This is a genomic window from Halocalculus aciditolerans, from assembly GCF_014647475.1.
Classification (GTDB): Archaea; Halobacteriota; Halobacteria; order Halobacteriales; family Halobacteriaceae; genus Halocalculus; species Halocalculus aciditolerans.
This window is the reverse complement of the sequence record NZ_BMPG01000002.1, coordinates 57,872-70,616: the sequence shown is the minus strand read 5'-3', so window position 1 is coordinate 70,616 and position 12,745 is coordinate 57,872. Positions and strand designations below refer to the sequence as shown.

The 12,745-nt window shown below is 69.1% G+C and carries 13 protein-coding genes; 9 read left to right on the top strand and 4 right to left on the bottom strand.

Annotated elements, in window-relative coordinates; genetic code table 11:
• Positions 1 to 127 precede the first annotated feature (127 nt).
• Genes IEY26_RS06920 through IEY26_RS06910 form a run of 3 tightly spaced genes read left to right on the top strand, consistent with a single transcriptional unit; the run spans position 128 to position 3,499 of the window.
• Positions 128 to 340: a DUF7120 family protein gene (locus IEY26_RS06920; protein ID WP_188977291.1), complete on the top strand. Its 213-nt coding sequence runs from the start codon at positions 128 to 130 to the stop codon at positions 338 to 340.
• Positions 341 to 397: 57 nt separating this feature from the next.
• Positions 398 to 676, top strand: coding sequence for a UPF0058 family protein (locus IEY26_RS06915; RefSeq protein ID WP_188977289.1), 279 nt, complete (start codon positions 398 to 400; stop codon positions 674 to 676).
• A 60-nt stretch (positions 677 to 736) separates the two neighbouring features.
• Positions 737 to 3,499 (top strand): DUF7527 domain-containing protein, encoded by a 2,763-nt coding sequence (locus IEY26_RS06910; RefSeq protein ID WP_188977288.1) that lies wholly within the window; start codon positions 737 to 739, stop codon positions 3,497 to 3,499.
• Here IEY26_RS06910 and IEY26_RS06905 read toward each other — a convergent pair.
• Positions 3,496 to 3,801 carry a hypothetical protein gene (locus IEY26_RS06905; protein ID WP_188977285.1) on the bottom strand — a complete coding sequence of 102 codons (306 nt, stop codon included), beginning with the start codon at positions 3,799 to 3,801 and terminating at the stop codon, positions 3,496 to 3,498. The two genes, IEY26_RS06910 and IEY26_RS06905, sit on opposite strands and share 4 nt — an antisense overlap.
• A 242-nt stretch (positions 3,802 to 4,043) precedes the next feature.
• Here IEY26_RS06905 and IEY26_RS06900 point away from each other — a divergent pair, with 242 nt between their 5' ends.
• From IEY26_RS06900 to IEY26_RS06890, 3 genes are all read left to right on the top strand, one after another.
• Positions 4,044 to 5,411: an adenylosuccinate synthase gene (locus IEY26_RS06900; protein WP_188977283.1), complete on the top strand. Its 1,368-nt coding sequence runs from the start codon at positions 4,044 to 4,046 to the stop codon at positions 5,409 to 5,411.
• A 115-nt stretch (positions 5,412 to 5,526) separates the two neighbouring features.
• Positions 5,527 to 5,706, top strand: a complete 180-nt coding sequence (locus IEY26_RS06895) for a methytransferase partner Trm112 (RefSeq protein ID WP_188977282.1) — start codon at positions 5,527 to 5,529, stop codon at positions 5,704 to 5,706.
• 52 nt (positions 5,707 to 5,758) lie between these two features.
• Positions 5,759 to 6,313, top strand: a complete 555-nt coding sequence (locus tag IEY26_RS06890; protein WP_188977275.1) for a DUF7524 family protein — start codon at positions 5,759 to 5,761, stop codon at positions 6,311 to 6,313.
• A gap of 94 nt (positions 6,314 to 6,407) precedes the next feature.
• On the opposite strand, the gene IEY26_RS06885 is transcribed toward IEY26_RS06890, so the two are convergent.
• The 3 genes from IEY26_RS06885 to IEY26_RS06875 all read right to left on the bottom strand — a co-directional run bounded on the left by IEY26_RS06885 (position 6,408) and on the right by IEY26_RS06875 (position 9,763).
• Positions 6,408 to 7,475, bottom strand: a complete 1,068-nt coding sequence (locus tag IEY26_RS06885) for a DR2241 family protein (RefSeq protein WP_188977273.1) — start codon at positions 7,473 to 7,475, stop codon at positions 6,408 to 6,410.
• A complete protein-coding gene (locus IEY26_RS06880; RefSeq protein WP_188977263.1) occupies positions 7,472 to 8,395 on the bottom strand; it encodes a CbiX/SirB N-terminal domain-containing protein in 924 nt (307 codons plus the stop codon). The genes IEY26_RS06885 and IEY26_RS06880 overlap by 4 nt, the downstream gene beginning before the upstream one ends.
• Before the next feature lie 93 nt (positions 8,396 to 8,488).
• On the bottom strand, positions 8,489 to 9,763 hold the full coding sequence (locus IEY26_RS06875; protein WP_188977261.1) for an RDD family protein: 1,275 nt from the start codon (positions 9,761 to 9,763) through the stop codon (positions 8,489 to 8,491).
• A gap of 94 nt (positions 9,764 to 9,857) precedes the next feature.
• Between IEY26_RS06875 and IEY26_RS06870 the strand changes: the two genes are divergently transcribed.
• The 3 genes from IEY26_RS06870 (at position 9,858) to IEY26_RS06860 (ending at position 12,688) form a co-directional block, all read left to right on the top strand.
• Entirely contained in the window at positions 9,858 to 10,433 is a 576-nt protein-coding gene (locus IEY26_RS06870; protein WP_188977259.1) for a DUF7523 family protein, read from the top strand.
• Between the two features lie 68 nt (positions 10,434 to 10,501).
• Positions 10,502 to 11,983, top strand: coding sequence for a cysteine--tRNA ligase (gene cysS / locus IEY26_RS06865; RefSeq protein ID WP_188977257.1), 1,482 nt, complete (start codon positions 10,502 to 10,504; stop codon positions 11,981 to 11,983).
• Positions 11,984 to 12,043: 60 nt separating this feature from the next.
• Entirely contained in the window at positions 12,044 to 12,688 is a 645-nt protein-coding gene (locus IEY26_RS06860; protein ID WP_188977256.1) for a DUF6517 family protein, read from the top strand.
• The last annotated feature ends 57 nt before the right edge of the window (positions 12,689 to 12,745 follow it).

Sequence of the window (12,745 nt, the reverse complement as noted above, 5' to 3'; positions counted from 1 at the left end):
ATGCGAAACGAGAAGTCACCGCCGCGAAGTCGAAAGTCGACTTACGGAATCGGGAACATGAGTTCGGACACCCGATAAGTAGCCCGCCAAGTTTATACAGGGGGACGGGTTAGCGTCGGGTAAGAGAATGCCATCGGTCGAACTCAATATCCCCGACCACATCGAGATGCAGATCGCCCAGCTCGTCGAGCAGGGCGAGTTCCTCAGCCGCGAAGAAGCCATCGAACAACTCCTGTCCGCGGGCATCAAGGCCTACAAGACGTCCGGCCCGATGGACGAGGACGCCAGTCTCGAAGACGAGAGCGGGATGATGGGCCACGAAGACGAGTACGTCTTCTAACGGGCGTGTGACCGGTTCGCGAGAAAGGCTTTTACTCGCGAGCGGCTAATCACGACCATGCACAAGGACGACCTGCTGGAGCTCCACGAGGAGATGGTGGAGATCAAGGAGAGCTTCCTCTCGTACGAAGGCGTCGACGAGAGCGTCTTCGACACGTACGAACAGCTCGACGTCGACCCGTCGCACGTCCACAAGTCGAAGAGCGAGCACAAACACGCGGTGTTCGTGCTCGGGAACGCGCTCGCGACGGCGATGAGCGAGGACGAGTTCTCCAGTGCGGGCCGCATCTCCAAGCGGATGGAGGAGCTGGCGGACGACGCGCAGTCGAAGCTCTAGTTCCGGCTCGCTAACACCCCGCCGGAAAGAATTATACGTGGGAGAGGCCACCGTGCGGGTATGAATGAACGCACGCGAGAGCGCGTGTCGGAGTGGGATTCCCGGCCGTTCACGGACGGCTACGAGGGACTGCACGCGCTCGCGGACGAGAATTTCTCCGGCGCGGTCGTCGTAGGCGACACGCACCTCTTCATGCTGAACGGGCGCGTCGTCGGCGTCCACGAGGGGACGATCGAGGCGTTCGAGGACGCGACCGGCACGGTCTACAGCGCGCCGCACAAATCCCTCCCGCTGCTCTTCTCGATGCTCGAAGCGGACGGAGAGACGCAGGCGACGTACTACACGAACGACACGCCGCTCTCGGAGACGGACGCGATGCTCTCGGACGCGAGCTTCACGGGGTACGTCGAGCTCTCCGAGAACGTCCTCTCCGGCGACTACTACACGGTCTACTACGGCGGCCGGTCGATGAGCGCGGCGTTCGTCGGCACGTCCGACGACCTCGTGACGGGCGACGAGGCGTTCGAGCGCGCCGACGGCGAAGTCGGCCTCTACGAGGTCGTGAAAGTCGACGTCGATATCGTCGACATCCCCGAGGTCGAGACGGAATCGGAACCAGAGAACGCGGCGGCGTCGACGGCCGAGAGCGCGGGCACGGCGGCGGGCGCGAGCGCCGCCGGCGGAGCCGCATCCGAGGCTGCGTCCGAAGCTGCGACCGAATCCGCGACCGAAGCGGACGGCGAATCGGACGCCGAGCCCGGGCGGGCGCGCGGGCCGACCGAACCGCGCGCCGAGCCGACGGACGAGCCAGCGACCGCGGCGGAGCCGACTGCCACCGGCGAAGACGAGGCGACGGAGCCGGCGTCGACGGCGGACGCGGCGGCAGAGCCGGCCACGGACGCGGAGCCGGAAACCGAGGTCGAGGCGGAGCCAGATACCGACGTCGAACGGGGCGTCGAGCCGACGGACGAACCCGCGACCGACGCCGAGCGCGGGGCCGACGAGAATGCCGAAGAGGAGTCGGTCGGCGTCGCGTCCGCCGAAGCCGCGTCGGACCGTTCGAGAAGTGCGGCCGACGCTGGCGAGACGAGCGGCTCGAAGGCCTCGGCAGCGGACGAAGAATCTGTGAGCAGGGATGGAGCCGCGAGCGGCGGGGTGTCCATCGAGAACGCAGAGTCGGACGCGGCGGCGGACGATTCGGGTGCCACCGCCGGAGAGGAGTCGGCGGCGTCGGCGTCGCTGGAGACCGAGTCGGTGCTCGACGAATCCGTGGACGCGCTCGCGCGCGATGAGGGTGAGGATGAGGCGGAGGCTGAGCCGCGGCCGGGGCCGGCGGAACCGGGTCGAGAGCCGGTGTCGGAGGGGCCGACGGCGCGCGCTATCGACGACGCCGAATCCGACGGCGAGCCCGCAGGGACAGAACCCGAGTCGGGAGCGTCGGCGGAGCCGAGCGGGCGTCGCTCGCGAGCGAAGCCCGGTGAGACGGCGAGCCAGGGCGTCGACGAGCGGTTCCAGGAGGAAGCGCAGTGGCGCTCGACGAAGTCCGTGCCGGCCATCAACCCGGAGCAGTCGAAGTCGGGAGCGGGGACGGAGACGAAGCGGAGTCGGGCGGCGGCGGAGAAGCAGCGGCGAGAGCAGAAACGCACGCAGCGCTCGGCGGCGAGCGACGCCGATTCGGGCGGTGAGAGCGAGTCGTCGTCGCGGCAGTCCGACGGGCAGGCGCAGCGCGACGGGCAATCCGGCGGGCGGACGCAGCGCGACATTCTGGAGCGAGCGCGCGAGCGCATCGGGACGCTCGAACGCGCGGTGGAGGAGCGCGACGAGCGCATCGCGACGCTGGAGGCGGAGCTGTCGGCGGCCGGGGACGCGGAGCGAATCGCGGAGTTAGAGCGCCAGCTCGCGGCCGCCGAGGAGCGCGCGGCCGAAGCGGAGGCGGACGCGGGCGGGGAGGAGCTCGACGCCGTGCGGGCCGAACTCCGCGAAGCCCGGGAGGAGCTCTCGGACGTTCGCGACGACCTCGAGTCGGTGCGCGAGGAGCGCGACCGGCTCCGCGAGCGCGTCGAAGACCTCGAAGAGCAGCTCGCGGAGGTCGGCGGCGTCGCGGGCGGCGAGGCGCTCGACCCGGAGGCGGCGGTGTCCGGGACGAACCTCTTCGTGCGGTACGGGTCGAAGGCGGACGCGACGCTCGACGCCGTCGGTGAAACGGACCCGGACGAGATTAACGCGAACCTCACGCTCGAACACCACACGCAGTTCGAGGCAGCAGACGCGACGGTGAACGGGGAGCCGTTCGCGGCGTTCCTGGAGTCGACGCCCGAGTACCGGTTCGTGTCGTGGGTGGTCCGCGAGCTCCCCTACGAGATTCTCGACACCGGCCACCGGAAGGGGCTGGCGGGCGTCTTCGACGTCGTCTCCGACATCGACCGCGCGGAGCTCCACGGGACCGTGGAGACGGAGAACGACGAGGGCGCAGAGCACGTCACGGAGTTCGACGTCGTCATCCGCGACCGGATGGGGAACCCGCTGCTCGTCGCGAACCTGAACACGAGCCGCGAGCCCGTGCGGGGCGGGGAGATGGAGGCGCTCGTCGACGACGCGGGGACGGTGGCGACGGACGCGAACCTCGGCGGCGCGTTCTACGTGACGTCGTCGTTCTTCGAACCGGACGCGCTCGAAGCGGCGTCGGAGGCGACGGACGCCGGCGGGCTACTCAGTCGGAGCGACAAGGAGAGTTACGTGAAGGTCTCGCGGAAGAACGGCTTCCACCTCTGTCTGGTCGAAGACCGGAACGGGACGTTCCACTTGACGGTGCCGGAGCTCTAGGCTTCGTTCTTCTCGCTGGCGTGAATCTTCATGGATTCGAGTTTGCCGACGATTTCGTCGACTTTCTCGTCGAGTTCGGCGACGAACTCTTCGGTGCGCTCGGTCGTGATTGCGCCCTGGCTGGACGGCTCGATGAGGTTCTCCTCTTCGAGGACGCGGAGGGAGTACCGGACCTTGTGGTGGGGGTAGCCGGTCTCGTTGGACATCTTGACGATACCGATGGGTTCGTTCTCGATGACCATGCGGAGGACTTCGAGGTGTCGTTCCAGCATGTCGACTTCCTTCTCTAGTCGGTCTATCATGGCATTTGTTAACTCGTCTGCGCGGCGTTTAAAGGTTATTGTCGCGCTCGCCGCACAGTGGCTGTATTCCGGGTCTACGCCGCGCCCCGTGATAACCATTTGGGTCAGGTGAACACGCCGCCTGTGATACCCACGTGTGTGCGTACTCTACCCCCTGTTCCCGCGCGTTTACGGCACGTTTTCGGTGGTATTCGGCGTGGATTCCGTAACGCGTTTACCCCGTGCGGGGAAAGACCCAGCGTATGATTACCACCATCGTCGGTGCCCAGTGGGGCGACGAAGGCAAGGGCGGCGTCGTCGACCTGTTCGGCGGCGACGTCGACGTCGTCGCGCGCTATCAGGGCGGCGACAACGCCGGTCACACGGTCGTCGAGGGCGGCGAGGAGTACAAGCTCTCCCTCGTCCCGTCCGGTGCGGTCCGCGGCATGACGGGCGTGCTCGGGAACGGCTGCGTCATCAACCCCGGCACGCTCTTCGACGAGATCGACGCGCTCGAAGAGCGCGGCCTCGAACCCGACGTCCGCCTCGCGAAACGCGCGCACGTCATCATGCCCTACCACCGCGCGCTCGACGGCATCGAGGAGGACGTGAAATCGGAGGACGACAAGGAGGTCGGAACGACGGGTCGAGGCATCGGCCCGACGTACGAGGATAAGGCCGGCCGGCGCGGCGTGCGCGTCGCCGACCTCCTCGACCCCGAACTCCTCCGCGAACGCCTCGAATACGCGATCCCGCAGAAGCGCGCGCTCTACGAGGACGTCTACGGCGGCGACGCCGGCGACGAGTTCGACGTCGACGCCGTCTTCGAGGAGTACCGCGAGTACGGCGAGCGCATCGTGGAGAACGACATGGCCGTCGACGCCGGCGACTACCTCACCGAGCGCGCCGAGGCCGGCGCGAACGTGATGCTCGAAGGCGCGCAGGGGACGAGCCTCGACATCGACCACGGGAACTACCCCTACGTCACGTCGTCGACGCCGACGGCCGGCGGCGGCGCGGTCGGCACCGGTCTCAGCCCCGGTCTCGTCGGCGACGGCGAAGTCGTCGGCATCGTGAAAGCCTACCTCTCCCGGGTCGGGAGCGGGCCGATGCCCACCGAACTCGGCGGCGTCGAAGGCGACACGCCCGGCTACGGCGAACAGGGGAGCGGAACGAACGAGGAGCTCGCGACCTACATCCGCGAGGAGGGCGGCGAGTACGGAACCGTCACCGGCCGGCCGCGCCGCGTCGGCTGGCTCGACGTCCCGATGCTCCGGCACGCCGCGCGCGTCAACGGCTTCACCGGCTTCGCGCTCAACCACCTCGACGTCCTCGCGGGCCTCGACGAAGTGAAAGTCGGGCACGCCTACGAGCTCGACGGCGAGACCACGCACACCGTGCCGGCGACGACCGAACGCTGGGCGGACTGCGAACCCGTCTTCAAGACGTTCGACGGCTGGGAGGAGTTCGACTCCGGCCTCGTCGCCGTCGAGGGCTACGACGCCCTCCCCCTCGAAGCCCGCCAGTACGTCGAGTACCTCGAGGGCGAACTCGACGCGCCCGTCTACGCGCTCGGCGTCGGTCCGGCGCGCGAGGAGACCGTCGTCCGCTACAACCCCTTCGACGCCTGAACCGGTCGCCTCGGCCGACTCACCCGCCAGCTCGGCTCCCGCGGGCGTCGAGTCCGCGGGCTGTCGGCGGAGTGAGACCCGCAGGTTTTTGCCGGCCGCCACCCACGCTCACGGTATGAAGCGGGACCTGATGGACATCGTCTGCTGTCCGCTCGACAAACACGACCTGGAACTCGACGTCGACGTCGAGGAAGACGAGGTCCTCGAAGGCACGCTCACGTGTACGGACTGCGGGGAGACCTACCCCATCGAGGACGGGATTCCGAACCTCCTCCCGCCGGATATGCGCGACTGACCGGTCTCTAAATCCCTAAACCTTTTTCGTGCCGCGGGCGGTATCGGCTGGCGTGCCAGGAACGCTCACCGTCCACTTCAACCGCGGTCGCAACGAGAGCGTCGCGGTCGACCGCGACCGCTTCGAAGTGACGGGGTCGTTCACGCTCGAACTCGTGAATCACGGGTCGCCGGCACACGTCCACCTCCGCCTCGACGACGCGCTCTCCGGCGTCGCTCGCCTCGACTCGGCGAACGAGTACCTCGACGAGGGCGAGACGCTGCGCGTCCCCGTGATCGTGTCGGCGGCCGCAGACGACGTCCGCGGCGAACTCGAAGTCGTCACGCAGTACGGCCGGGAGAAGGTCTCCGTTCCGGTCTTCGTGGACTACACGTCCGAGGAGGCGAAACCCGTGGAGATCGACGAGTCGCTCGGTGAGTTCCAGCCGTCCGAGCCCTCGCGACGATTCAGCCTCGGTCGGCTCGCGCCGGCGCTCGTCGTCGCCGTCGGCATCCTCGTCACCGTCCTCGCTATTCTCGTCGCCGACAGAACCGTCGCCGCGATGGTCGCCGTCGTCGTCCTCCTCGGCAGCGTCTCCGCCGCCGTCTTCCTCTACCGACAGGTCTGAGCACGCGCGAACCGCGAGCGCGAATGCGCGAACACGACACGAGCGGACTCAGGGGCGACGAGTGCGAGAGAGAAAGAGCGAGAGCGGCGTGCCGTTACTCGTAGGTCGGTTCGTCGCTGAGCCCGCGGTCCGTGGTGCGTTTCGCGCGGAGGTAGCGCGCGCGGTACTGGTTCGCGTCCTCGTTCAGGTCGGCGGGCCGGATTTCGTCGACGGTGTCGTCGGCGACGGCGTCGAGGAGGCCTTCGACTTGCTCCTTCTCGGTCGGCGTGAGGGAGAAGGTGTACTCGTGGTCGTCTTCGCGTTCGAGCGTGGTGAACTTCCGCGCGGCGGTGACGAAGAGCGAGCAGGGTTCGCGGCAGGGGAACTCGCCGTCGCCGCGTTCGACGGCGAGCTCGTCGTCGTCGGTGTTGTCCCACTCGCGGCGCTTGAGGCACGCGCCGTCCGTACAGCAGGCTTCGGCCGCCCACTCGAGCGCCTCGCGCGGGAGCTGCTGGACGATCTCGTAGATGCCGGACTGCCGGCCGGCGGTCTCCTGCCAGTGCGTGACGTCGAGGTCGCCGTCGCGTTCGCGCCGCCAGTTCGCCACCGACGCCGGGTAGACGAACTCGACGGTCTCGACGAGTTCGTCCGCGTCGAGCGTCGGATACACCCAGCCGTGCGGGAGCGTGGGTGCGGTCTTCAGCGGTCGGTAGTCGCCGTCGTCGTCGCGCTTCACGACCGTCCGAGCGTCGAGCGGGTCCGCGTACGCGTCGAGGTCCGCGACGTCCGCGCGGGCGTCGTCGACGTGCCGGACGTCGTAGACGTGCACGCCGCCCTCGCGGCGCGCGTGAATCCGGAGTTCACCCCACTCGCGTTCGAGGCCGTCGCCGTCCAGCGCCGCGATGCGCTCCGCCGGGTCGAGCTCCGCTGTGTGTTCGACCCAGCGGAGGAACGCGCGCTGTGCGGAGTCCGGCCCGCCGCTCACGTGGTGCGTCCAGAAGTACCAGTTCTCGACGTAGGGGTCGCCGGCCGCGATCTCGTGGAGTTCGGGCGTAGAGAGGCCGCGCTCCGAGGTCTCCGGCGTCTCGAAGGAGTAGCCGTAGGCGGAGCTCTCGACCCGGAGGCCGTCGAAGTCGATGCCGTCGGGGGCGGCGGCGAAGAGCGCGTTCGTCGGGTCGCTCACGCCCGGCCCTCCTCGACCTCGCCGTCGGCGTCGGCGTCAGCGTCCGACACGGCGTCGGGGTCCGTTCCGCCGGTTTCGGCGCGCACCTGTTCGACGGCGTCGAGGACGTCAGCGCCCGCTTCGCCGGCGCGTTCGAGGATGACGTCCGCGACGAGCGGTTCGGTGCCGACCGCGCCCGCGTACCAGATGCGGGTGTCGTCGACGAGGGCGGGGACGTCGTATCCAAGGCGGTAGTCCTCCGTGATACCCATGTCCTCGGGGATGTCCTCTTGCGTATGAAACCCGTCGGCGACGAAGAGCGGGACGACGACGACGTCCTCGCTCTCGAAGTAGTCGGTGACGTCGTCGACTTCGGGCTCTTCGTCCATGTAGAGCGCCTGCACTTCGTCGAAGCGGTCCATCCCGCGGATGCGGTCGGCGTGGTACTCGATGGCTTTCGCGGAGTTCTCGTTCCGCTCGGTGCCGTGGCCGACGACGGCGAGCCCGAACCCCTCGCCCACGTCGGGGTCGCCGGTGACGGACTTCGCGCGCTGGACGATGACGTCGCTCATCGCGTCGTGCGTTCCCACCGGACCGCAGTAGTGGACGGTCTTGTCCACGTCCGAGGCGTGGAAGGTCGCGGACGTGGCGCTCGTCCCGTCGGACTCCCAGGCGGCGATGTCCCAGCCCTCGAGGCGGAGTTCGCGCGGGATGACCTGCTCGGTGAAATACCCCTCGCTGACGAAGAGCGGGACGACGAACACCTCCTCGGATTCGAGCGTCCGGAGGACCTCCCGGAAGGACGGCTCTTCCTTCCAGAAGGTCTCCCGAACCTCGTCGAAGGCCCCCGTCTCCCGAATCGTGTCCGCGTGTGCGAACGCCGGGTCGGACGACCCCGGGTTCAGATGCGAGCCGTGTCCGGCGATGACCAGCGCCTGCATTGTTACGTGGTCCTTCGTCAGAGAGGGCCTTAGGAACTTCGTCACCCGCGCGAACTCGCCCCCATCGGAGGCGACGACGATTCGACGCCTGGATCAGCCGTCCGACTCGGAGCCACCCGGTTCGCCGGTGTCGCGGGCGTCGACGACGAGCGTGCCGGCGGCGAGGTCGCCGAGGCGGCGGTACTCTCCGGCGACGGCGACGACGAACCCGACGAGGTAGACGCCGACGACGTCGACGAGGCGGAGCGCGTTCCGAACGAGGACGGCGCGCGTCGACGGCGGATTCCCCTCGGTATCGCAGACGGCGAGGCCGAGGAGTTTCTTCCCGGGCGTCTGCCCGGTCGTCCCTTCGAAGAGGACGAAGAAGCCGACCCAGGCGAGGAGCGCGCCGGCGACCATCGCGGCGACGCTCGGCCCGCGGGCGAGGGAGACACCGCCGAATCCGCCGAGGACGCCGAACGCCGCGGCGAAGACGAGGTCGACGAGCGCCGCGGCGGCGCGCCGGCCGAGCACGTCGCGCTTCGACGGGTCGAGGTCGGGGAACGCAGCAGTCGTGTCGGCGTCCGCGCCCGGCGGTTCCGGGTCGACGGTCGTGTTCCCCTCGCGGAAGAACCGGGGGCGGTGGCGGACGGTGACGGTCGCGCCGCGGTCAGCGAGGGCGGCGTGGAGCCCGGGGAGGTGCGCGTAGCCGGCGACGACCGTCACGTCCTCGTAGCCTTCGCGCTCGGCGACGTCGACGGTCGCGTCGGCCATGATGTTGTCGCGGACGCGAATCGTCGCGCGAACAGCGATAACAATCGCGACTGCCGCGACCGCGAGCGTCCACGCGGAGAGCCCGCCGACAGCGTAGAGGGCGGCGAGCGAGCCGACGTGGAGGCCGACGGCGAGTACGGTTCCGAGCGCGCGGCTGCGGCGGTACGCGGGCTGGTAGACCGCGCGCGGGAGGAGGAGCGCGAGCGCGGTCGCGGCCGACGCGAGCGGCGAGAGAGCGAGGAGAACGGCGAGGCCGAGGTAGTTCGCGGCGCGCCAGCCGAAACCGCCGTAGTCGGTGAGCGCGTCGACGGGGCGGTCGACGCCGTGCACGGGGAGGTCTCGCTCGGCGGCGATGGCGCGGGCGGCGGTCTGCTCGGGCGGCCGGATGTCGCGGTTGCAGGCGGCGACCAGCGGGAACTGCACCGCGGCGAGCACGCCGAACCCGGCGGCGGCGAGCGGCGCGCGGAGGAGGAACGCGAGCCACGCCCGGACGCCGACGGTGCTCGCGGGCTGTTCGAGGCAGAGCGCGTCCGTGCCCTCGCTGCAGTCGTCGAGTTCGCGGCGAACCTTCCCCCGGCGGTCGACGTGGACCGCGCCGAAGAGGCGTGCGTCCATACCGACCGCTCAACCCACCGATACTTCGGCGTTCCGATGCGCTCGGACACCGGGAACCGCACGGGTTTTGACCGCGGGCGAGCGGAGAGACCGTATGGAGAGCGACAGCCTCGCGGCACGCGCACGGGCGGCGGTCGACGACCGACCGTTCCTCCGCGCGGCGCTCGCCGCCGACGTAGTGAACTACGCCGCCGCAGCGCGAACCCTCGACCTCAACGTCGAACCCGACGACATCGGCCCTGACCCGTCTGCCGAACCGGCGCAGAGTGACACCGACTCGCCTGTCGAACCGAGTCGTACTGACGCCGTCGCGGCGGCGCTCCGCCGGTACGCCGAGGAGCTCGACGTCGCCACCGACGCGCGGTCGGTTCGCGTGACGATGGAGGGGCGGCTCGGCGAAACAGACGAAACGGGGTTACTCTCCGTGAACGGCACGCGCTACGCGTCGGGGGCGGGGTCGCTCACCGGGGTTCTCGCGGCCGGCGACGTCGACGCGCGGGCGCTCGCGGCCGTGCTCGACCGCCTCGACGCCGCGGGCGTCGAACCCGAAGCCGCGAGGTTCGCCGGGGACGCGCTCCTCGTCGTCGTCCCGCGACGCGACGGCCCCGATGCGGTTCGCCTCACCGAACGCGCGCTCGACGCCGTGCCGCGAGTCGTCGACGCGCCCTGAGGCGGCGACCGAGCGTGACGCACCGCGGAAGCGTGGTGCTTTACATCCCGCCCGGAGTAAGCCGGGATATGACGCTCCACGTCACGAACACGCTGACGGGCGAACTGGAGCCGTTCGAGCCGCACGACCCCGACTCGGTTCTCCTCTACACGTGCGGGCTCACGGTCTCCGACGACGCCCACCTCGGTCACGCCCGGCTCTGGGTGCACGCCGACGTGATGCACCGCTGGCTCGCCCACGAGGGCTACGACGTCCGCCACGTCCAGAACTTCACCGACGTCAACGAGAAGATCGTCGCGCGCATCGGCGAGGACGACCTCGGCGAGACGGAGGAAGAAGTCGCGCTCAACTTCGTGCAGTCCGTCATCGACGACATGCGCGGGCTGAACCTCGAACGCGCCGAGGTCTACCCGCGCGTCTCCGAGCACGTCCCCGAGATTATCAGCCTCATCGAGACCCTGGTAGACGAAGGGTACGCCTACGAGTCGAACGGCAGCGTCTACTTCGACGTGACGGAGTTCCCGACGTACGGCGAGCTCTCCGGGCAGGACCTCGACGAGCTCGAAGCGCAGGGCCCGGAAGACGAGCAGGCGGAGAAACGTCACGCGGCGGACTTCGCGCTCTGGAAGGCCGGCGCAGTGAGCCCCGAGGACGTCGCCGAGCACCGCGACGCCGACCTGCCCCCCATCGAGGAGTCGGCGGGCGAGACGTGGGAGTCGCCGTGGGGCGAGGGCCGCCCCGGCTGGCACATCGAGTGCTCGGCGATGAGCATGACGCACCTCGACGACGCCATCGACGTCCACGTCGGCGGCCGCGACCTCGTCTTCCCCCACCACGAGAACGAGATCGCGCAGTCCGAAGCCGCGTCCGGCCACGAGTTCGCGAAGTACTGGCTGCACGTCGCGCTTCTCGAAACCGAGGGCGAGAAGATGAGTTCGAGCCTCGGGAACTTCTTCACCGTGAAGAACGCGCTCGCGGAACTCGGCCCGGACGTCGTGCGGACGTTCCTCGTCTCGGCGGCCTACAACCGCCCGCAGACCTACAGCGAGGAGACTATCGCGGAGGCCGAGGAGCGCTGGGAGCGCCTCGACCGCGCCTACGAGCGCGCCGTCGACGCCTGCGACAGCAACGAGGCGTACGCCACGGTCCACGACCACGAGCTCCGCCTCGCCGTCGAGGACGCGACCGCGGACTTCAACGCCGCGATGAACGACGACTTCAACACCCGCGAGGCCTACACCGCGCTCCTCGAACTCGCGTCCGCCGTCAACCGCCACGTCGACGACCACGACGAGTACGACTACCGCGGCCTCCGCGAGGCCATCGAGGCCTTCGAGGACCTCGGCGGCCGCGTCCTTGGGCTCTCCTTCGGCGGCGAAGACGGCGGCGACGTCGGCCTCGCCGGCGACCTCGTCGAGCTCGTGCTCGGCCTCCGCGAGGACGCCCGCGAGAGCGGCGAGTACGAGCGCGCCGACGACCTCCGCGACCGCCTCGAAGCGCTCGGCGTGACCGTCGAAGACACTGACGACGGCCCGATCTACCGGCTCTAACCCGGAAAATGTCACTCGCGGGCCGTACTGCTTATCCCGCGCCCGGGTGAAAGCCCGCGCATGCAGCGACGCATCCTCGTCTCGGTCGCGCTCGCCGCCCTGCTCGCCACGTCGGGGTGTTCGGGCCTCCTCGGCGGCCCGGTGACGTTCAGCGCGTCCCCGGCGACCGTGAACGATAACGCCCTCAATCAGACCGACTACAGCCTCGAAAGCATCGACAATCAGACCGTCTCCCGGAACGTCTCCGCCGCCGGCGAAACGAAGGAGGTCGAAGTGACGAACGTCGTCGCGAACTACCACCGCACCGTCGACCTCGGGCCGCTCGGCGAGCGGGAAGCCGCCGTCTTCACGGCGTTCTCCAGCCCGCAGATCGACGTGCTCGGCCAGCAGTTCAACCCTCTGGAGAACTACAACAACCACGACCTCGTGATGCTGTTGCAGTCCCAGTACGAATCCGTCAGCGACATCCAGAACGTCTCCAGCAGCGAGCGAACCGTCCTCGGCCAGCAGACGGTCGTCTCGAAGTACTCCGCGCAGGCGACGTTCGAAGACGGGAGTTCCACGGACGTCTACATCGTCCTGACGAAGGTCAAACACGGTGACGACTACGTCGTCGGCGTCGGCGTCTACCCGCAGCAGCTCGACGGGGAAGACCAGCGGATTTCGACGCTCCTCGGCGGGCTCCAGCACGCGACCAACTCCTGACGCCCGGCGGACCAGCGGACCACGAAGCCTTTTCACGTATCGCGCAGTCATCGCAGA